Origin of the sequence: Cystobacter fuscus (genome assembly GCF_044360685.1) — a bacterium.
GTDB classification, from domain to species: domain Bacteria; phylum Myxococcota; class Myxococcia; order Myxococcales; family Myxococcaceae; genus Cystobacter; species Cystobacter fuscus_C.
In genome coordinates this window covers 4911251-4930330 of sequence record NZ_CP043491.1, presented here as the reverse complement: position 1 = coordinate 4930330, position 19080 = coordinate 4911251, and the positions used below count along the sequence as shown (strand labels likewise).

Genomic DNA, 19080 nt, shown 5'->3' with positions numbered 1-19080 from the left:
GCTCGAGCCACGGTCCCCGCGCGCGGGCGCGGGCTCGGACGGCTCAGACGTTCTTGGTCTTCTCCAACACCTCGACCACGCGCCAGCGCTTATCCTTCGAGCCAGGCCGGGTCTCGGCGATGCGCACGCGATCACCCTCGTTGATGGTGATCTTCGCCGGATAGTCGTGGTCCTCGACATGCGCCTTGTACTTCTCGCGCATGCTCATGATCTTCCCGTACTTGGGGTGAGCGGCGCGGCGCGAGACGGTGACCACCACCGTCTTCTGCATCTTGTTGGAGGTCACGATGCCCACGCGCGTCTTGGGACGGCCGCGGGAGGGGGTCGTGGCGGGAGTGGTTTGAGTCGCTTCAGCCATGAGAAAAGCTCCTAAGCCTTCTTCTCCGTCCGGGTCTTCTCTCCCAGGACAGTCAGGATGCGCGCCAGATCGCGCTTGTGCTGGGTGCGCTCGGACGGGTTGTCCAGCGAGCCGGTGGCCCGCTTGAGCTGATCCTGGAACAGCGTGTCGCGCAGTTCGGCCGCGCGCTGCTTCAGGTCGTCCGCCGAGAGCTCCTTGAGTTCTTTCGCAGTCGCCATCTTCAATCTCCTCAGAGCCAGTGGGCGGCCCTCTTACCACCAAGGGGCCGCCCGCGGCGGAACTAGAGCGCCAGCTCGCTACGGGTGACGATCTTCGTCAGCACCGGCAGCTTGGCCTGGGCCAACTTCAGGGCGCTGGTGGCCACCTCGGGCGTCATACCCTCCATCTCATAGAGGATGCGGCCAGGCTTGACCACCGCCACGTAGTACTCCACACCACCCTTACCGGTACCCATACGGGTCTCGGCGGGCTTCTTGGTGATCGGCTTGTCCGGGAACACGCGGATCCAGATCTTGCCGCCACGCTTGATGTGGCGCGTCATCGCGATACGGGCCGCCTCGATCTGCCGGGAGGTGAGCCACCCCGGCTGAAGCGACATGAGGCCGTACTCACCGTAGGTGAGATCGCTGCCGCGATACGCCAAACCCGGCATGCGGCCCTTGTGCATCTTGCGGAACTTCGTACGAGCAGGCTGAAGCATCGTCGGTGTCCTTCAATCCCGAGTGGGCCGCTCCTCACGGAGCGGCTCACGGGAGGGGGTTAGCGGTTGGCGGCCGGAGCGGCGCCCGGTCCACCCTTGGTGGGAAGGACCTCGCCGCGGCAGATCCACACCTTGCAGCCGATCTTGCCGTAGGTGGTCTTCGCCTCGGCGAAACCGTAGTCGATGTCCGCGCGCAGGGTGTGCAGGGGCACCCGGCCCTCGCGGTACCACTCGTAGCGCGCCATCTCCGCGCCACCGAGGCGGCCAGAGCAGGCCACGCGGATGCCCTTGGCGCCGAACTTCATCGCCGTCTGCAGCGCCTTCTTCATGGCGCGGCGGAAGGCGATACGGCGCTCGAGCTGGGTGGCGATGTTCTCGGCCACCAGCTGCGCGTCGGTCTCGGCCTTGCGGACCTCGACGATGTTGAGGAAGACCTCGTTCTTCGTGAACTGCTGGAGGTCCTTCTTCACCGTCTCGATGCCCGCGCCGCGCTTGCCGATGACGATGCCCGGGCGCGCGGTGTGCACGTTGACCTTCACCTTGTTCGCCGCGCGCTCGATCTCCACCTTGGAGACACCCGCATGGTTGAGCGACTTCTTCACGAACTCGCGGATGCGGATGTCTTCATGCAGCCACTGCGCGTAGTTCTTGTGCTCGAACCACTTGGAGTCCCAGGTCTTGATGACCCCGAGGCGGAACCCAATGGGATGGACTTTCTGGCCCAACGTGCGTCTCCTTCAATCGGTTGCGTGGTTCGCCCGGCGGGCGGCCAACTACTTGGCCGCCTCCGCCAGCACCACGTGAATGTGGCTGGTCTTCTTGTTGATGCGCGAGGCGCGACCCATGGCGCGCGGCATGTAGCGGCGCTGGGTCGGACCCTGGTCCACCGAAATCGTCTTCACGACGAGCTTGTCCACGTCGACCTGGCCCTTGGACAGGTCGGTCGCGTTGGCCACGGCGCTCTTGATGAGCTTGGCCACGGGGACCGCCGCGGCGCGGCTGGTGAAGCGCAGGATGTTGAGCGCCTGCCCCACCGGCTTACCGCGAACGAGAGCCGCCACGGTGGAAACCTTCCGGGGCGACATGCTCAGGAACCTCAGATGTGCCTTCGACTCCATGTCATCTCCTCTGGCGGACGCCGCCTGTCAGCGGGGCCGGCTACTTGCCCTTGGCGACCTTCTTCTCCGCCGAGTGACCGCCGAACGTACGCGTCGGGGCGAACTCGCCGAGCTTGTGGCCCACCATGTTCTCGGTCACGAAGACGGGGATGAACTTGCGGCCGTTGTGCACCGCGAAGGTATGACCCACGAACTCCGGAAGGATGGTCGAACGGCGGGACCACGTCTTCACGACACTCTTCTTGTTCGTCTTGATCATGTCCTCGACCTTCTTGACGAGGTAACCATCGACGAACGGACCCTTCTTAATCGAACGCGCCATTGTGTAAACCCTCGACTACTGGCTGCGCGCGCCCGGACGGCGGACGCTCACGATGAACTTGTCAGTACGCTTGTTCTTGCGCGTGCTCAGGCCCTTGGTCTTCTGGCCCCACGGCGACACCGGATGCGGGTTACCCTGGCCCGACTTACCCTCACCACCACCGTGCGGGTGGTCAACGGGGTTCATCGCCAGACCGCGGACGGTGGGACGGATGCCCAGCCAGCGGCTACGACCCGCCTTGCCGATGCGGATGATCTCGTGCTCCAGGTTGCCCACCTGACCCACGGTGGCGCGGCACTCGATCTGCACCATGCGCACGGCGCCGGAGGGCAGACGCACCTGGGCGTAGCGGCCTTCCTTCGCCATCAGCTGGCCCGAGGAGCCGGCCGAGCGGATGATCTGCGCGCCGCGGCCCGGCTTGAGCTCCACGTTGTGGATGACCGTACCGACCGGGATGTTGATGAGCGGCAGGCTGTTGCCCGGACGGATGTCCGCGTTCTCGCCCGCCATCACCGTGTCCCCGACCTTCAGGTCGACGGGGGCGATGATGTAGCGCTTCTCGCCGTCCGCGTAGTGCAGCAGGGCGATGTTGGCCGAGCGGTTCGGGTCGTACTCCACCGCGGCGACCTTGGCCGGCACGCCGTCCTTGTCACGACGCTTGAAGTCGATGACGCGATAGCGGCGCTTGTGACCACCACCCTGGTGACGACGGGTGATGTGGCCGTGAACGTTGCGGCCGCCAGACTTCTTCAGAGACTCGGTGAGCTTCTTCTCCGGCGTGTCCTTGGTGATGTCCGCGAAGTCGGACACCGTCATCAGACGACGGGCGGCGGAGGTCGGCTTGTACTTCTTGATTCCCATGGTTGGTCCTCAACGTCGGTCAGCGCCTTGCGCTAGACCGCGCCTCCCTCGAAGAGTTCGATCTTGTCCCCCTCCTTGAGGGTGACGACCGCCTTCTTGAAGTTCGGCCGCTTGCCAATCGAGCGCCCCACGCGCTTGGTCTTGCCGCGGACGATGTTGGTCCGGACGCCCTCGACGCTCACCTTGAAGAGCTTCTCGACGGCGTTGGCCACATCGTACTTGGTGGCCTTCTTGTCGACGATGAACGAGTACTGCCGGAACTTCTCACGGGCCTGGTCCAGCTTCTCCGTGATGAGCGGACCCTTGATGACGTCGGTAGCGTTCACGAGAGCGCCCCCTCGATGGCCTTGATGGCCGCGGAAGTCACCACCAGGTGCTTGTGGCGCAGGACGGACTCGAGGTTCAGCCCCTCGGGCGGGAGCACGTCGAACTTCGCCAGGTTGCGCACGCTGCGGTGCAGGTTGATGTTGTCCTTGGCGTCGATGACCAGCGCGCCGGCCAGCTTCAGCCGCTTGGTCAGCACATCGAACGCCTGCTTGCTCTTCGCCGCGTCCAGCTTGAAGCCGTCCAGGATGATGAGCGTCTTCTCCTGGGCGCGCAGCGACAGGGCTGCCCGGAGCGCACCGCGCCGCACCTTCTTGGGCGGACGGTAGAAGTAATCCCGAGGCTTGGGACCCATCGCCTTGCCGCCGCCCACCCAGTGGGAAGCGCGGATGGAGCCCTGGCGGGCGCGGCCGGTACCCTTCTGCTTCCAGGGCTTCTTGCCGCCACCGCTCACCAGCGAGGTGTTCTTCACCGCCACCGTACCGCGGCGACGATTCACCTGCTGCATCTTCGCCACCTCATAGAAGAGGTGCGCGTTCGGCTCGGCGCCGAAAATCTCGTCGGAGAGCTCGAGCTCCGACACCTTCTTCAAGTCCAGATCGACTACGTCGAACTTCGCCATGGCTATTTCCTCTGGGGAATGGAGTGGAACCGGTCGGGCCCTACCCCGTCCCTCAGGATTTGATCTCCACGTCAACGCCGGCCGACAGATCCAGCTTCATCAGCGCGTCCAGCGTCTGCTGGGTGGGCTCGAGGATATCGAGCAGGCGCTTGTGCGTGCGGATCTCGAACTGCTCGCGGCTCTTCTTGTCCACGTGCGGCGACCGCAGCACCGTGAACTTGTTGATGCGCGTGGGCAGGGGGATCGGACCGGCAACCTTGGCGCCCGTGCGCCGCGCCGTCTCGACGATCTCCCCAGCGCTCTGATCCAGGAGCTTGGAGTCGTAGGCCTTCAGCCGGATGCGGATCTTCTGTGTCGCCATTCGCAAAAACCTCTTTGTACGGCCTCTGATGGAGGCGCTACGCCCAACGTCCCCTGGATGTCACAGAGCCGTCTCTTCGAAGGGGCGCGGCATGTACCACCGCGCCCCGCGTGTATGCAACCTAATTCACACTGCCCCGGCTTTTCGCTGTTTCTTCAAGCCAGGGCAAGTGGAAACTTCTCTACTACGCGATGATCTCGGCCACAACGCCCGCGCCCACCGTGCGTCCACCTTCACGCACCGCGAAGCGCAGCTCCTTCTCCATCGCCACCGGGGTGATGAGCTCCACCTCGATCGCGATGTTGTCGCCCGGCATCACCATCTCCACGTTGTCCGGCAGCTTCACCGTGCCCGTCACGTCCGTGGTGCGGAAGTAGAACTGGGGACGGTAGCCCTTGAAGAACGGGGTGTGACGGCCACCCTCTTCCTTCGACAGCACGTAGATCTGCGCCTTGAACTTGGTGTGCGGGGTGATGGAGCCCGGCTTGGCGAGCACCTGGCCCCGCTCCATGTCCTCACGCTTGAGGCCACGCACCAGCGCGCCGATGTTGTCGCCCGCCCGGCCCTCGTCCAGCAGCTTGCGGAACATCTCCACGCCCGTCACCACCGTCTTCTGCGTGGCGCGCAGACCCACCACTTCCACTTCCTCGCCCACCTTGATGATGCCGCGCTCGACGCGGCCGGTGGCCACCGTTCCACGGCCGGCGATGGAGAACACGTCTTCCACCGGCATCAGGAAGGGCTTGTCCGTGGCGCGCTGGGGGGTGGGGATGTAGCTGTCCACCGCCTCCATCAGCTTGAGGATGGCCGGCTCGCCAATCTCCGAGGTGTCCCCCTCGAGCGCCTTGACGGCGCTGCCGGGCACGATCGGGATGGTGTCGCCCGGGAACTCGTACTTCTTGAGCAGGTCGCGCACTTCCATCTCCACGAGCTCGCGCAGCTCGGGGTCGTCCAGCAGGTCCACCTTGTTCAGGAAGACCACGATGTAGGGCACGCCCACCTGGCGGGCGAGCAGGATGTGCTCGCGCGTCTGGGGCATCGGGCCGTCCGCGGCCGACACCACCAGGATGGCGCCGTCCATCTGCGCCGCGCCCGTGATCATGTTCTTGACGTAGTCGGCGTGGCCCGGGCAGTCCACGTGCGCGTAGTGCCGGTTCTTCGTCTTGTACTCCACGTGCGCCGTGGAGATGGTGATGCCGCGCTCGCGCTCCTCGGGGGCCTTGTCGATCTGGTCGTACGCGAGGAACGTCGCGCCGCCCGTCTTCGCCAGCACCTTGGTGATGGCCGCCGTGAGGGACGTCTTGCCGTGGTCAACGTGGCCGATGGTGCCGATGTTGACGTGCGGCAAACTTCTATCGAACTTCTCCTTACTCATCGCTGCTCCTCGGAGACTGGCTTACCGACCGAATGGAGAAAAAAAGGTGCTGCGTCGTGCTTCAAACCCGCGAAAACGTCAATTGAAATCGCCTGCTCCCTTCGCGGGGGAGCAAGCCGCTCAGCGATTCAACGCGTCCTTCGGTGCCGGCGCGTAGTTGCTGAACCGCATGGTGTAGGTCGCTCTTCCCTGACTGCGGCTGCGCAGGTCCGTCGAGTAGCCGAACATCTTGGCGAGCGGCACCTGGGCGAGGATCGCCTGCACGCCTCCCGGCCGAGGCTCCATGCCCTGGATGCGTCCCCGCCGCGCCGTCAGATCGCCGATGACGTCGCCCGTGAAGTCGTTGGGCGTGACGACCTCGCAGTCCATGATGGGCTCGAGGAGGATGGGATCCGCGCCGCGCACGGCCTCCCGGAAGGCCATCGAGCCGGCGATCTTGAAGGCCATCTCGCTCGACTCCGTGTCGTGCATGGAGCCGTCATAGGCCTCCACCTTCACGTCCAGCAGCGGGTAGCCCGCGATGGGTCCGCTCTGCAGCGACTCCACCACGCCCTGCCGGGCCGCCTCGATGAACTCCTTCGTCACCTTCTCCGCGGGGATGGTGTTCTCGAAGACGAAGCCCTGCCCCGCCTTGTTCGGGCTCACGCGCAGCCACACGTGGCCGAACTGGTTCTTGCCGCCCAGCGGGCGCATGAACTTGCCCTCGGTCTCTACGGTCCGGGAGATCGTCTCGCGGTAGGCCACCTGGGGCTTGCCCACGTTGGCGTCCACCTTGAACTCGCGCAGGAGCCGGTCGACGATGATTTCCAGGTGCAACTCGCCCATGCCCGCGATGAGCGTCTGCCCCGTCTCCTCGTTCGTCCTCACCCGGAACGACGGGTCCTCCACCGCCAGGCGCGCCAGGCTCGTGTGGATCTTCTCCTGGTCCGCCGTGGACTTGGGCTCGATGGCCACGTCGATGACGGGCTCGGGGAACTCCATCTGCTCGAGGATGATGGGGTGCTTGTCGTCACAGAGCGTGTCGCCCGTGGTCGCCAGCTTCATGCCCACCACCGCGCAGATGTCCCCCGCGTAGCACTCGGGCACCTCGTCCTTCTTGTCCGCGCGCATCTGCACCAGCCGCCCGATGCGCTCGCGCTTGCCCTTCACCGAGTTCCACACCGCCGAGCCCGACTCGATGCTGCCCGAGTAGATGCGCAAGAAGGTCAGCGACTGCGAGGGGAAGGACGGGTCGGGCATGATCTTGAACGCCAGCGCGCTCAGGGGCGCCTTGTCGCTCGTCTCCCGCGTCTCCTCCTTGCCCTTGGGGTTCTTGCCCTGCACGGGCGGGATGTCGAGCGGGCCCGGCAGGTAGTCCACCACCGCGTCCAGCAGCGGCTGCACGCCCTTGTGCTTGAAGGCCGAGCCGCAGAACACCGGGAAGATCCTCAGCGCCAGGCACCCCTTGCGGATGGCCGAGCGGATCTCCGCCTCCGTGAGCTCCGTGCCCTCGAGGAACTTCTCGGTGAGCGCGTCGTCCTGCTCGGCCGCCGTCTCCACCAGCTCGGCGCGCGCCGCGTCCGCCTCGGCCCGGAAGTCCTCGGGGATCTCCACCTCGTCGTAGCGGCTGCCCATCTCCGAGTCGGAGAAGACGAGCGCCTTCATGCGCACGAGGTCGATGACGCCGCGGTGCTTGTCCTCGGCGCCCAGCGGCAGTTGCAGGCGCACCGGACGCGCGCCCAGCTTCTCGCGGATGGTGCCCACGGACATCTCGTAGTCCGCCCCCACCCGGTCCATCTTGTTCACGAAGCAGATGCGCGGAACCTTGTACTTGTCCGCCTGGCGCCACACCGTCACCGACTGCGGCTCCACGCCGTTGACCGCGTCGAACACCGCGATGGCCCCGTCCAGCACGCGCAAGGAGCGCTCCACCTCGATGGTGAAGTCCACGTGGCCCGGCGTGTCGATGATGTTGATGCGGTACTTCTGCTCGTTGCGGTTCCAGAACGCGGTGATGGCCGCCGAGGTGATGGTGATGCCACGCTCGCGCTCCTGCACCATCCAGTCCGTCGTGGTGGTGCCTTCGTGCACCTCGCCCATCTTGTGGATGGCGCCCGCGTAGAACAGGATCCGTTCCGTGGTCGTGGTCTTGCCGGCGTCGATGTGCGCCATGATGCCGATGTTGCGATAGCGCTCGAGGGGATACTCGCGGGGCATGGCTCCAAACCTCTCCAGAAGCGGATGTCTACAAAACCGCAAACACCCGGACGCGCGTTAAGCGCATCCGGGTGTCGGGCACAACAGGAAACTTGCGAGGACTACCAGCGGTAGTGGGCGAAGGCCTTGTTGGCCTCGGCCATCTTGTGCGTGTCCTCGCGCTTCTTCACCGCGTTGCCACGGTTGTTGGCGGCGTCCATGATCTCGCCGGCCAGCTTCTCCATGGCCGTCTTCTCACCGCGCGCCTTGGCGTAGGTGATGATCCAGCGCATGCCCAGCGCCACGCGGCGATCCTGACGGACCTCCACGGGCACCTGGTAGGTGGCGCCACCGACGCGGCGGCTCTTCACCTCGAGCACCGGCTTGACGTTGTCCAGGGCCTTCTTGAACGTCTTGAGGGGATCTTCCTTCGCACGCTCCTCGATGAGCGTGAAGGCGCCGTAGCACACCCGCTCGGCGATGGACTTCTTCCCCTTGCGCATCAGGTCGTTCACGAACTTCGTGACGAGGCGGTCCTGGAACTTCGGATCGGGAAGGATCTTGCGCTTGGCTACTACGCGACGACGAGGCATCTTTTTCTATCCCTTACGCCCCCGCTCCCATGCACCCGGGAGTCTTCAATGGGGGGCTTCGAACTGCGTTGGCGAATCCGGGAGGCTCCCCAGGGTGCGGGGCAAGCGTCCCAAGTCATGAAACGAAGGTGATCAGCTCCGAGCTCAGCTCGGACGCTTGGCGCCGTACTTGGAACGGCCCTGCTTGCGGCCGGCCACGCCGACCGAGTCCAGCGTGCCGCGGATGATGTGGTAGCGAACGCCCGGGAGGTCCTTCACACGGCCACCGCGGATCATCACCACCGAGTGCTCCTGGAGGTTGTGACCCACGCCGGGGATGTAGGACGTCACTTCGATTCCGTTCGTCAGACGAACGCGCGCCACCTTGCGAAGGGCCGAGTTCGGCTTCTTCGGCGTCGTGGTGTACACGCGGGTGCAAACGCCACGCTTCTGAGGGCACTCCTTCAGAGCGGGGCTCTTGCCCTTGATGTTCAACTTCTCGCGGCCCTGACGGACCAGCTGGCTGATGGTCGGCACTGAACTCCTCTTCCTTCCCGATTGTCCCGGGCGGGTGTACCCGGGGGCGCATACGCACCTACCACTGCGCTTTGAAAAAGGGCCGCGAGTATAGGGAGGGGCCCCCCCGTGTCAAGCACTGGCGGTCATTCCCCACACTCTACGGATGGCCGCGCTCCTCTACTCCCCCGGTCGCTAGAAGTCGAGGACCATCACGATCGCGTCCTCGGCGGCCTGGCCCTCGTCCACGTAGTAGTTGGGCCGCACGCCCACCGGACGGAACCCGAACGATTTGTAGAGGGTGATGGCGGCCTCGTTGCTTTTGCGCACCTCGAGTGTCGCCAGGCTGCACTTGCGTGCCCGGCCCTCGGCCAGGGTGGCTTCCATCAGGGCCCGCCCCACCCCGCGCCGCCGGTGCTCCGGGGCCGTGGCCACGTTGAGCACGTGCACCTCGTCGTGGACGATCCAGAAGATGGAGATGCCCAGCAGCCGACGGCCCCCCTCCTCGGTGGGCTCCTCGAGCAGGAAGATGACGGACCAGTCGTGCCCCAGCTCGCGCCGCAAGAGCTCCAGCGACCAGGGGTTGGTGAACGACGCCTTCTCCAGCTCCATTACCGCGGGCAGATCCTCGTGCGTCATCCGCCGGAGCAGGAAAGCGGACGGCTGGGCGCCCGGCGGCTTGCTCCCCCGGGGCTCCTCCCGCATCCGCCTCATGGCCGTGCCTCCTGGGCGAAGGGCGCCACGCGGCGCACCCGCGCGTCCTCCCGGACCCGCTTGAACTCCTCCTTCGCGAGCTCTCCGTAGCGCTCCCGCATCAACCGCTCCTTCAAGGCGTCGTGCACGCCCTCGTAGGACCCCCCCAGGGTCGACTTGTGTTCCTCCCAGTAGCGCCGCACCTCCGCCTCGCTCACCTGGGCGCGCAGGCGGATCCGGCTGTCCAGGATGCGCTCGGCCCGCGCGCTGCGCTCCAGCACCACCAGCAGTTGATCCAGATCCGCGTCGTGCCGCGCCAGGAAGGACAACAGCGCCGGCTCGTCCTCGAAACGCTCCCGGAACCGCCGCAGCCGCTCCTCCACCGCCGAGCGCTCCACGGCGAAGGCCTGCAGGCGATCCGCTCCCGCCACCAGCAACCGTTGGTTGATGCCCAGCTCGAGCGCGCCCAGGAGCGTGCGCTCGTCCAGCCGCTCATCCGCCGCCCTGACGCCTCCCCGCTCCACGAGCGCCACCCGGGCCTCGAATTCCAACTCGCTCAGGGTCAGCACCTGCCCGCCCACCACCGCCACCACCCGGTCCAGCACCCGGGAGCCCTCCAGGGAAGTCGGCGAGGCGCTCTGCGCCACGGCCCCACCGGAAGTCACCGGCACCAGCGCGAGACAGCCCACCACCAGTCCCCTCTTCACGGTTCGTCCGCGCGGCGCACCCATGATCTTCCTCGGTCCCCTCACTTTATACATCCGGACCCTGGGCAACACGCCATGCTGGCGCTCCCCGTACAACTGGTTACGTTCTTGCAACCGTGGAGGATGCCAAGCACATGGCGGACGACTATTACCAGATTCTCGGCGTGTCCCGGACGGCACCGGCCGAAGACATCAAGAAGGCCTTCCGCAAACTCGCGCGCAAGTACCACCCGGATGTCAACCCGGGCGACAAGAGCGCCGAGGAGAAGTTCAAGCAGCTCAACGCCGCCTTCGAGGTGCTGTCGGACGAGAAGAAGCGCAAGCTCTATGACGAGTTCGGCGAGGAGGCCGCCAAGCTCGGTTTCGACGAGAAGAAGGCCCAGCAGTATCGCGCCTACAAGGCCGCGCGCGCCTCCGGTGGCGGGAGTCCCTTCAGCGGTGGTGGGGGTGGCGGCAGCGGCGTGGACTTCGACCTGGGCGACATCCTGGGCGACATCTTCGGGCGCGCGGGCGGCGGCGCCGGCGGGGTGGACATCGGGGAGATCCTCGGGCGCGCGGGCGGCCGGGCGGCGGGTCCCACTCCGGGCGAAGACATCTCGGCCACGCTCTCGCTCAGCTTCGCCGAGGCCCTCACCGGCACCGAGCGCAGCATCTCGCTGCAACGTCCCGGACGCTGCCAGCGCTGCCAGGGCGCGGGCCAGGTGGGCACTCCCACCACGTGCGCCACCTGCGGCGGCACGGGCAAGGTGCGCCGGGCCGGGGGCGTGCTCGGCATGGCCGGAGGAGGCACCTGCCCCTCCTGCCGCGGCTCCGGACGCGCCGCTCCCCCCTGCCCTTCCTGCCAGGGCTCGGGCGTGCTCGAGGAGACGGCCCGGCTCACCGTGAAGATTCCCGCGGGCGTGCAGACCGGCTCCAAGGTGCGGCTGTCCGGACAGGGCTCCGCGGGCTCCCGCGGCGGCCCCGCGGGCGACCTCTACATCGAGACGATCGTCTCCGAACACCCCCTGGTGCGCCGGGACGGAGATGATCTGTCCATGGATCTCCCGGTCACCGTCTCCGAGGCCATGCTGGGCGCGGAGATCCGCGTGCCCACCTTCCAGGGCGAGGTCACCGTCAAGGTTCCCCCGGGCTCCCAGTCCGGCCGCAAGATGCGCCTCAAGGGCCGCGGCTCGCCCTCGCTCAAGGGCGGGCCTCCGGGAGACCTCTACCTCACCCTCCAGGTCAAGGTGCCCGAGCACCTCTCGGACGAGGCGCGCCGCGCCGCGGAGTCGCTCGCCCGGGCCTACCAGACGGATGTCCGGGGCGCGCTCCACCTCTAGCCCGCCGCCCCGGGCATGCCCCCCAAGTCTCTTGCGTTCCCCGCCGCCGCGTCCTACACGGCCCTTCAAGAACCCGATTCACCTCTCGGAGCCTCTTCACTCATGGGTATCTTCGACTTCCTCGGCGGCTCCGGCCCCGACAAAGCCCTCAAGCTCAAGCCCAAGGTCACCCAGAAGTACGGCGACCCCACCTCCCGGCAGAAGGCCCTCCAGCAGCTCGGGGAGATGAAGTTCCCCGAGGCCGTCACCGTGCTGATGCACCGCTACACCATCAACGTGGAGCCGCTCACCACGGACGCGGACGAGAAGGAGCACGTCTTCGAGCTCATCAAGGGCTTCGGCAAGGACGCCATCGCCCCCGTCACCGAGTTCCTGCGCAAGAACGAGCAGGCCACGTCCTGGGCCGTGCGCATCCTCGAGTCGCTCCAGAGCGAGGCCGAGGTCGTCTCCACCGTCGTGGACACGCTCGCCGCCCTGAGCTCCCAGTACATGCGCGACCCGGAGAAGAAGGTCGTCCTGCTGCACTACATCACCGGCAAGCAGGACGAGCGCATCGCCCCGGCGCTCCTCCCCTTCCTCGACGACATGTCCGACGACGTGAAGATCGCCGCCCTCAAGGCGCTCGGGCCGCTCAAGTACGCCCCCGCGCGCGAGCCCATCCAGAAGCTCACCACCGGCGACACCGCGCGCCGCGTCCAGATGGCCGCCACCCAGGCGCTCCAGGAGAGCGGCTTCCAGGCCTAGCCAAGCCCTGGAAAACCCTTGGGGTTGGCCGCCCGGCTCCCCACCTGATGTCACCTGTTGGACACCGCAATTGTCCTGCGGCGAGCGCTGTCCCACTCCGGTGGCACACGCGGGTTCCCACCCCCGTGTCCACTGGCGCAGGATTCAGCGCGCGGGGTGAGGACTCCCACCTCCCCCGTCGATGAGGGGCGGAAGCACCGCTCCCTGGCCGCCGAGGTTGCTCCGTGCCCAAGAAGAAGGTTCCCCATCTGGCCGAAATCGTCACCCTGCGCCCGGAGCCCAAGAAGCCCGTCGCCCGGCGTCTGGTGAAGCCCCAGCCTCCCGTGGAGAGCGAGGTCGCCGAGCGCACCCTCGCGGAGATGGCCCAGCACATCACCTCCAGCGAGGGCCCCACCGAGGCCCTGCGCGCCCAGCTCCAGCTCATCCACGGGCTGATGCAGGCCAAGGCCTGCTACGTCGCGCGCTACCTCCCCGCGCGCAACCAGCTCCACGTGGAGCACGTGCGCGGCCGCTACGACGAGCGCATCACCGCCGCCACCCCCGACGAGGGCGTCGTGGGCCGCGCCTTCGCCGAGCGCGCCATCCTGCGCGACGAGGAGACCGTCGCCGTGCCCCTGGAGAGCCCCCTGGGCACCAGCGGCGTGCTCGCCATCCTCGCCCCGCGCCGCTCCGCCCCGGACTCGCTCCTCATGGCGCTCGCCAGCCAACTGTCCGCCTCCTACGAGGTGGCGCGCCTGCGCGACGACAGCGCCCGGCGCAACAAGGATCTGCAGACGGCCATCGCCGGCCTCAAGGCCCTGGAGCAGAGCCGCGACGAGCTGCTCGGCAACGTGTCCCATGACTTGAAGAACCCGCTCACCACCATCAAGGCCTACCTGGCGATGATGGGACGCGAGAAGCTCGGGGGCCTGTCGGACGCCCAGCGCCGCGCGGTGCAGGTGTGCGACCGGAGCGCGGACCGCATGCTGCGCATGGTGAATGATCTGCTCCTCATGTCCCGCCTCCAGGCGGGCAAGATGCAGCTCAACCAGCGCCCCTTCGGGCTCAAGGCCGTGGCCGAGGAGGTGGTGCGCACCCTCACCCCCGCCGCCGAGCAGTCCAAGGTCCAGCTCGTCCTGCCCCCCACGGGCGAGGTCTTCGTGCGCGGCGACCGCGAGCGCATCGCCGAGGCCATCCAGAACCTCGTGGAGAGCGGTATCAACCGCTGCGAGCCCGAGGACACCGTGGAGCTGCGCGTGGGCAGCGAGGACGGACTCGCCCTGCTCACCGTCAAGGACAGCGGCCCGGGCCTGGGCGCCGAGGACCTGGAGCACGTCTTCGATCCCTTCCACCGCCCCGATGGCGCGCGCGGCCAGGGCCACAGCCTCGGCCTGCCCCTGGTCGCGAAAATCATGGCGCTGCACGGCGGCCGCGTGGAGGCCTCGAGCACCCTGGGCGAGGGCACCGCCCTGCAGATGGTCATGCCCCTGTTCGCCGGCGCCGTCAGCTCGCCCGACCTCGCCCAGGCCGGACCCCGCGCCGGTGGCATCCTCCTCGTCGAGGACGACGCGGACTGCCGCGAGGTGCTCCAACAGGTCCTCGAGCAGGAGGGCTACCGGGTGATGTCCACCTCGGGCGCCTCCGAGGCCCGCTCCATCCTCTCGCACATCCGCCCGGCCATGGTGCTGTTGGACCTGCGCCTGAGCGAGGAAGATGGCCGCTCGGTGCTGCGCTTCATCCGTGGCACCGAGTCGCTCGCCGACGTGGCCGTCTACATCATCTCGGGCGCCAGCGACGTGTCCACCCTCGGCGCCGGCCAGGGCCTGGATCGCATCGATGGCTTCTTCGAGAAGCCCCTGCAGCTGCCTCGACTGCTCGACACCGTGGCCGCCGTGGTGCGCCCGAGCCGCCGGGGCGCGGTGACCTGAAGAGGGCACACCAAGAGACAAATCGACACGATGCGTCAACAGAAGATGCGCGGAATACCCGACTCCTTCGTTTAGTATGCCGCGCGTCCCATGAGCATTTCCGCCTACTCGCATTACCGGGCAGCATTCGTCGAGGCGCTCGCCCAGTCGCTGGGTGTGCCCGCCTCCGAGCTCGACGCCCAGGTCAAGCCGGCCGATCCCGCGCATGGGGACCTGTCGTTCCCCACCTTTCCCCTGGCCAAGGCGCAGAAGAAGGCTCCGCCGGCGATCGCCGCCGGGCTCGCGCAGAACCTGAAGGTGCCCGGCCTGGAGATCACGGCCGCCGGCCCCTACGTCAACGCGCGCTTCTCGCTCATGCCCTTCACCGCCGAGGTCATCGACGCGGCGCGCACCCAGGGCACGCGCTACGGCGGCGGGGACTCGGGCGTGGGCAAGACGGTGGTGATGGACTACTCCTCGCCCAACATCGCCAAGCCCATCGCCTTCCACCACATCCGCTCCACCGTCATCGGCCACGCCGTGGCCAACCTGCACCGGGCGCTCGGCTACCGCTTCGAGGGCATCAACTACCTGGGTGACTGGGGCAAGCAGTTCGGCCTCGTCGCCGTGGGCTTCCAGGAGTACGGAGACCCCGCCAAGCGCCAGGACATGGCGCACCTGGTCAAGGTGTACGTCCAGGCCAACCAGCGCGCGGAGAAGGAGCCCGCCTTCGACGAGCGCGCCCGCGACTTCTTCCGGCGCATGGAGGCCAAGGACGCCGAGGCGCTCGCGCTGTGGAAGGAGTTCCGCGAGACGTCCATCCGCGACTTCCTGCGCATCTACGCCCGGCTGGGCATCCGCTTCGAGCACATCGAGGGCGAGAGCTTCTACCAGGACAAGATGGAGCCGGTGATCGAGGAGCTCTCCCGCACGGTGGGCGTCAAGCAGTCCGAGGGCGCCCTCATCGTGGACCTGCCCTACGAGGAGAACGAGCCGCCCGTGCTCCTCAAGAAGAACGACGGCAGCACGCTCTACGCCACGCGCGATCTGGCGGCGGCCATCGACCGTCACGAGCGCTTCCACTTCGACAAGTCGCTCTACGTGGTGGCCACGGATCAGTCGCTGCACTTCCGGCAGGTCTTCCGCGTGCTCAAGGCCATGGGCCGCGACTTCGTGGACCGCATGGTGCACGTCAACTTCGGCCGCGTGCACGGCATGAGCACGCGCCAGGGCAACGTGGTGCTGCTCACCGACGTGCTCGACGAGGCGCGCACGCGGGCGCTCGCCCTGGTGAAGAACAACATCGAGGAGGGGAAGATCCAGACGGACGACCCCGAGGCGCTGGCGGAGCAGATCGGCCTGGGCGCCATCTTCTTCGGCGACCTGAAGAACCGCCGCGCCACCGACTACACCTTCGACTGGGACGAGATCCTCAACTTCACCGGGCACACGGGCGCCTACCTCCAGTACGCCCACGCGCGTGCCTGCAACATCCTGCGCAAGGGCGGCGGCGCGCCCACCACCTACGATGCCAGCCGGCTCACGCTTCCCGAGGAACAAGCGGTGCTACGCGCCATCGCCCGGCTGCCCGTGGTGGTGCAGGAAGCGGCGGATCAACAGGAGCCGAGCTTCGTCGCCCGGTGGCTGTTAGATCTGGCCGCGGAGTTCAGCCGCTACTACACCCTGGGCAACCAGGATCGGGGCAAGCGCGTCCTCCTCGAGGGGGACGAGCCACTCAAGCAGGCGCGGCTGGCGCTCACGGATGCCACGCGCGCGGCACTCGCCGCGGGACTCACCCTGCTGGGAATCGCCACACCCGAAAACATGTAACGCCACTCATCCGTGCATCGCATTCAAGGGGGCTCGCACGTGGACACCGTCCTGGGACCGGCTGTCGATCATCATGAGGCGTTGAGCAAGGAGTTCGGCCCCGTTTCGAGGGTCTTGGGGCAGCGCTACTTCGACGGCGTCCGCTTTCCCGCGGAGGCCGAGGCGGAGCTGCGCGCGCTGCACGCCAAGGGCTTCGTGGTGCACGTCATGCGCACCACGGCGTGGATCAACTTCCTCTATCTCTCCTGGGCGAGCGTGCGCCGGGGGCTGCCGCTCATCCGGGCGGTGGTCAACCTGCGCCCCTGGTTCACCCGCCCCTTCCGCAACGCCAAGCAGCGCGGCCCCTTCGAGGAGCGCTTCGCCCACGCGCGCGACTCGGGCAACAGCGGCCTCATCTTCCTGAAGAAGACGGCCCTGCTGAGCGCCTCGGGCAAGGACATCGAGGAGAACCCCTTCCCCACCCTGGTCGCCATGGCGCGCCGGGAAGAGCGCTCCGTCTTCCTCGTGCCCGAGCTCTTCGTCTGGGAGAAGCGCACCGCGCGCCTCAACCCCAACGTGTGGGACCGCGTGTTCGGCAGCCCCGAGGCGCCCGGCTTCCTGCACTCGATGGTGGCCTTCTTCCGCAACTACCGCCGCGCCCAGTTCCGCGTGGGCGAGCCCATCGATCTCAAGCGCTTCATCGCGGACAACCCCCAGGACTCCGACGAGGTGATCGCCCGCAAGGTGCGCGGCATGCTGCACCACCACCTGTCGCGCGAGACGCGCGCCGTCTTCGGTCCCCCGGAGAAGCCCGCCGATCGCATCCTCGACGAGACGCTGCGCGACCGCACCCTGCGCAGGGCGCTGGACACCGTGGCCACGGAGAGCAACCGCAGCCCGGAGAGCGTGCTGCGCCAGTCCCGGCGCAACCTGGAGGCCATCGCCGCCAGGGCCAGCCCCACCATGCTGGCGTTCGCCTCTCCCCTGCTCGCCTGGGTCTTCAACCGCATCTACGACGGCATCGAGGTGGACGAGGCCGGCCTCAACCGCGCCCTCAAGGCCGCCAGCAAGGCCCCGCTCGTGCTCTGCCCCTCGCACAAGAGCCACGTGGACTACCTGGTGATGAGCTGGATCCTCTGGAACCGCGGCTACGCCGTGCCGCTCGTCGCCGCGGGCGCCAACCTGTCCTTCTGGCCACTCGGCCCCTTCCTGCGCCGCTGCGGCGCCTTCTTCCTGCGCCGCTCCTTCAAGGACGACAAGATCTACGCCGCCACCTTCAAGGCGTACGTGAAGAAGCTCGTCCACGACGGCGTGCACCAGGAGTTCTTCCCCGAGGGCGGACGCTCGCGCACCGGCAAGCTGCTCCAGCCCAAGCTCGGCATGTTCACCTGGCAGGTGGAGGCCGTGCTCGAGGGCGCGCGCAATGATCTCATCTTCGTCCCCGTCTCCATCGACTACGAGAAGGTCGTGGAGTCGGGCAGCTACTCGAAGGAGCTGGCCGGCGGGGAGAAGAAGCCCGAGGACCTGAAGGCCCTGCTCAGCACGCCCAAGGTGCTCGCCGCGCGCTACGGCCGCATCCACCTCACCTTCGACGAGCCCCTGTCGCTCGTGGAGTTGATGAAGAGCCGTGGACTCGAGCCCGGCCAGCCGCTGACGGACGAGCAGAAGAAGGGCCTGGTGCGCGCCCTGGGCAACCGCGTCATGTACGGCATCAGCAAGGTGTCCACCGTGACGCCGCATGCCCTGGTGAGCTCCGCCCTGCTCTCCCACCGCCGGCGCGGCATGACCAGCCGCGAGCTGTCCGAGCGTATCCACCTCTTGCGCCGCGTCGCCGGGGAGGAGAACGCCCCCCTGGCCATGCTGCTCAAGGACTCGCCGAGCAACCCCGACGCCATGGGCCCCATCCAGGACGCCATGCGCACCTTCTGCTCCGATGGCATGGTGCGCACCCAGAAGGCGCACGGCGAGGTCATCTACCAGGCCGAGGACGAGCGCCGCGGGGAGATGGCCTTCTACAAGAACACGCTGATGAACCTGGTGGCGGCACGCAGCCTCGTGGCCAACGCGCTGCTGGTGGGCTCCCCGGCGCCCTTCGACGAGGTGAAGGCCCGCGCTCTGTGGCTCTCGCGCCTCTTCAAGGTGGAGTTCATCTACCGGGTGGGCGCCAGCTTCGACACCATCTTCGCCGAGGTCGTCGAGCGGCTGGTGCGCATGGGCCTCATCCTCCATGAGGACACCACGCTGAGCGTGGCCCCCGAGCCCCATGCCCGGCCGGAGCTGGAGTTCCTCGCGGATCAACTGCGCGACTACCTCGAGGCCTACCTCATCGCCGCCCTCACGCTGCCCGAGGTGTCCACGGGCGCGGTGCAGGATCGCAAGTCCTTCGTGCGCCAGGCGCTGGACGTCGGCCGCGCCGAGTACCACTCCGGCCGCATCACCGCCGCCGAGTCACTCGCCAAGGTGACGCTGGAGAACGCGGTGGCCTACATGCTCGACCAGCGCTACCTCGTGGAGGAGGACAAGAAGCTCAAGCTCGGCCCCGCCGCGCCCGACGTGGCGGCGACCAAGCAGTTCGCCGAGGAGATCCGCCGCTACCTGCGCCACCAGCGCTGAGCCGC

At 67.4% G+C, this 19080-nt stretch carries 21 protein-coding genes; 5 read left to right on the top strand and 16 right to left on the bottom strand.

All coding sequences use genetic code 11. The features are described from left to right. Positions 1–43: 43 nt before the first annotated feature. The 16 genes from rpsQ to F0U63_RS20225 form a co-directional block, all read right to left on the bottom strand. Entirely contained in the window at positions 44–358 is a 315-nt protein-coding gene (rpsQ, locus tag F0U63_RS20300) for a 30S ribosomal protein S17 (RefSeq protein WP_395847573.1), read from the bottom strand. A gap of 11 nt (positions 359–369) precedes the next feature. After that, positions 370–576: a 50S ribosomal protein L29 gene (gene rpmC / locus F0U63_RS20295; RefSeq protein ID WP_002625381.1), complete on the bottom strand. Its 207-nt coding sequence runs from the start codon at positions 574–576 to the stop codon at positions 370–372. Positions 577–638: 62 nt separating this feature from the next. Further along, a complete protein-coding gene (rplP, locus tag F0U63_RS20290; protein WP_002625382.1) occupies positions 639–1058 on the bottom strand; it encodes a 50S ribosomal protein L16 in 420 nt (139 codons plus the stop codon). Between the two features lie 59 nt (positions 1059–1117). Next, positions 1118–1783 (bottom strand): 30S ribosomal protein S3, encoded by a 666-nt coding sequence (rpsC, locus tag F0U63_RS20285; protein WP_395847572.1) that lies wholly within the window; start codon positions 1781–1783, stop codon positions 1118–1120. A gap of 48 nt (positions 1784–1831) precedes the next feature. Next, positions 1832–2176 (bottom strand): 50S ribosomal protein L22, encoded by a 345-nt coding sequence (rplV, locus tag F0U63_RS20280; RefSeq protein ID WP_002625384.1) that lies wholly within the window; start codon positions 2174–2176, stop codon positions 1832–1834. 40 nt (positions 2177–2216) lie between these two features. Further along, positions 2217–2498: a 30S ribosomal protein S19 gene (gene rpsS / locus F0U63_RS20275; protein WP_002625385.1), complete on the bottom strand. Its 282-nt coding sequence runs from the start codon at positions 2496–2498 to the stop codon at positions 2217–2219. A 15-nt stretch (positions 2499–2513) separates the two neighbouring features. Then, the gene (gene rplB, locus F0U63_RS20270) at positions 2514–3359 is read right to left on the bottom strand and encodes a 50S ribosomal protein L2 (RefSeq protein WP_002625386.1); all 846 of its coding nucleotides are present in this window, start codon (positions 3357–3359) and stop codon (positions 2514–2516) included. A gap of 32 nt (positions 3360–3391) precedes the next feature. After that, on the bottom strand, positions 3392–3685 hold the full coding sequence (locus F0U63_RS20265) for a 50S ribosomal protein L23 (protein WP_002625387.1): 294 nt from the start codon (positions 3683–3685) through the stop codon (positions 3392–3394). Beyond that, positions 3682–4305, bottom strand: a complete 624-nt coding sequence (gene rplD, locus F0U63_RS20260; protein ID WP_002625388.1) for a 50S ribosomal protein L4 — start codon at positions 4303–4305, stop codon at positions 3682–3684. Before rplD ends, F0U63_RS20265 begins: the two co-directional genes overlap by 4 nt. Positions 4306–4357: 52 nt before the next feature. Next, complete coding sequence (gene rpsJ, locus F0U63_RS20255) at positions 4358–4666, bottom strand: 30S ribosomal protein S10 (RefSeq protein ID WP_002625389.1); 309 nt, start codon at positions 4664–4666, stop codon at positions 4358–4360. Positions 4667–4850: 184 nt separating this feature from the next. Further along, positions 4851–6041, bottom strand: coding sequence for an elongation factor Tu (gene tuf, locus F0U63_RS20250; RefSeq protein ID WP_095986886.1), 1191 nt, complete (start codon positions 6039–6041; stop codon positions 4851–4853). A 120-nt stretch (positions 6042–6161) separates the two neighbouring features. Further along, positions 6162–8237: an elongation factor G gene (gene fusA, locus F0U63_RS20245; protein WP_395847571.1), complete on the bottom strand. Its 2076-nt coding sequence runs from the start codon at positions 8235–8237 to the stop codon at positions 6162–6164. A gap of 101 nt (positions 8238–8338) precedes the next feature. Continuing rightward, positions 8339–8809: a 30S ribosomal protein S7 gene (rpsG, locus tag F0U63_RS20240; RefSeq protein ID WP_002623637.1), complete on the bottom strand. Its 471-nt coding sequence runs from the start codon at positions 8807–8809 to the stop codon at positions 8339–8341. Positions 8810–8953: 144 nt separating this feature from the next. Continuing rightward, the gene (rpsL, locus tag F0U63_RS20235; protein WP_095986884.1) at positions 8954–9325 is read right to left on the bottom strand and encodes a 30S ribosomal protein S12; all 372 of its coding nucleotides are present in this window, start codon (positions 9323–9325) and stop codon (positions 8954–8956) included. A 174-nt stretch (positions 9326–9499) separates the two neighbouring features. Further along, positions 9500–10018 carry a ribosomal protein S18-alanine N-acetyltransferase gene (rimI, locus tag F0U63_RS20230; protein WP_395847570.1) on the bottom strand — a complete coding sequence of 173 codons (519 nt, stop codon included), beginning with the start codon at positions 10016–10018 and terminating at the stop codon, positions 9500–9502. Next, a complete protein-coding gene (locus F0U63_RS20225; RefSeq protein ID WP_395847569.1) occupies positions 10015–10704 on the bottom strand; it encodes a hypothetical protein in 690 nt (229 codons plus the stop codon). Before F0U63_RS20225 ends, rimI begins: the two co-directional genes overlap by 4 nt. 134 nt (positions 10705–10838) lie before the next feature. Between F0U63_RS20225 and dnaJ the strand changes: the two genes are divergently transcribed. The 5 genes from dnaJ (at position 10839) to F0U63_RS20200 (ending at position 19075) form a co-directional block, all read left to right on the top strand. Then, the gene (gene dnaJ / locus F0U63_RS20220; RefSeq protein ID WP_395847568.1) at positions 10839–12023 is read left to right on the top strand and encodes a molecular chaperone DnaJ; all 1185 of its coding nucleotides are present in this window, start codon (positions 10839–10841) and stop codon (positions 12021–12023) included. 102 nt (positions 12024–12125) lie between these two features. Further along, positions 12126–12767, top strand: a complete 642-nt coding sequence (locus F0U63_RS20215) for a HEAT repeat domain-containing protein (RefSeq protein WP_395847567.1) — start codon at positions 12126–12128, stop codon at positions 12765–12767. Between the two features lie 224 nt (positions 12768–12991). Continuing rightward, positions 12992–14674: a histidine kinase dimerization/phospho-acceptor domain-containing protein gene (locus tag F0U63_RS20210; RefSeq protein WP_395847566.1), complete on the top strand. Its 1683-nt coding sequence runs from the start codon at positions 12992–12994 to the stop codon at positions 14672–14674. A 90-nt stretch (positions 14675–14764) separates the two neighbouring features. Then, a complete protein-coding gene (gene argS / locus F0U63_RS20205) occupies positions 14765–16483 on the top strand; it encodes an arginine--tRNA ligase (protein WP_395847565.1) in 1719 nt (572 codons plus the stop codon). Positions 16484–16522: 39 nt separating this feature from the next. Further along, positions 16523–19075: a 1-acyl-sn-glycerol-3-phosphate acyltransferase gene (locus F0U63_RS20200; RefSeq protein ID WP_395847564.1), complete on the top strand. Its 2553-nt coding sequence runs from the start codon at positions 16523–16525 to the stop codon at positions 19073–19075. Positions 19076–19080 lie beyond the last annotated feature (5 nt).

Coding starts and splice junctions, on each gene's coding strand:
- F0U63_RS20215 (WP_395847567.1), top strand. CDS start 12,126: ATGGGTATCTTCGACTTCCTCGGCGGCTCCGGCCCCGACAAAGCCCTC.
- rplD (WP_002625388.1), bottom strand. CDS start 4,305: ATGGCGAAGTTCGACGTAGTCGATCTGGACTTGAAGAAGGTGTCGGAG.
- rpmC (WP_002625381.1), bottom strand. CDS start 576: ATGGCGACTGCGAAAGAACTCAAGGAGCTCTCGGCGGACGACCTGAAG.
- fusA (WP_395847571.1), bottom strand. CDS start 8,237: ATGCCCCGCGAGTATCCCCTCGAGCGCTATCGCAACATCGGCATCATG.
- rpsS (WP_002625385.1), bottom strand. CDS start 2,498: ATGGCGCGTTCGATTAAGAAGGGTCCGTTCGTCGATGGTTACCTCGTC.
- rplB (WP_002625386.1), bottom strand. CDS start 3,359: ATGGGAATCAAGAAGTACAAGCCGACCTCCGCCGCCCGTCGTCTGATG.
- rpsQ (WP_395847573.1), bottom strand. CDS start 358: ATGGCTGAAGCGACTCAAACCACTCCCGCCACGACCCCCTCCCGCGGC.
- rplP (WP_002625382.1), bottom strand. CDS start 1,058: ATGCTTCAGCCTGCTCGTACGAAGTTCCGCAAGATGCACAAGGGCCGC.
- dnaJ (WP_395847568.1), top strand. CDS start 10,839: ATGGCGGACGACTATTACCAGATTCTCGGCGTGTCCCGGACGGCACCG.
- tuf (WP_095986886.1), bottom strand. CDS start 6,041: ATGAGTAAGGAGAAGTTCGATAGAAGTTTGCCGCACGTCAACATCGGC.
- rimI (WP_395847570.1), bottom strand. CDS start 10,018: ATGAGGCGGATGCGGGAGGAGCCCCGGGGGAGCAAGCCGCCGGGCGCC.
- rplV (WP_002625384.1), bottom strand. CDS start 2,176: ATGGAGTCGAAGGCACATCTGAGGTTCCTGAGCATGTCGCCCCGGAAG.
- argS (WP_395847565.1), top strand. CDS start 14,765: ATGAGCATTTCCGCCTACTCGCATTACCGGGCAGCATTCGTCGAGGCG.
- rpsJ (WP_002625389.1), bottom strand. CDS start 4,666: ATGGCGACACAGAAGATCCGCATCCGGCTGAAGGCCTACGACTCCAAG.
- rpsG (WP_002623637.1), bottom strand. CDS start 8,809: ATGCCTCGTCGTCGCGTAGTAGCCAAGCGCAAGATCCTTCCCGATCCG.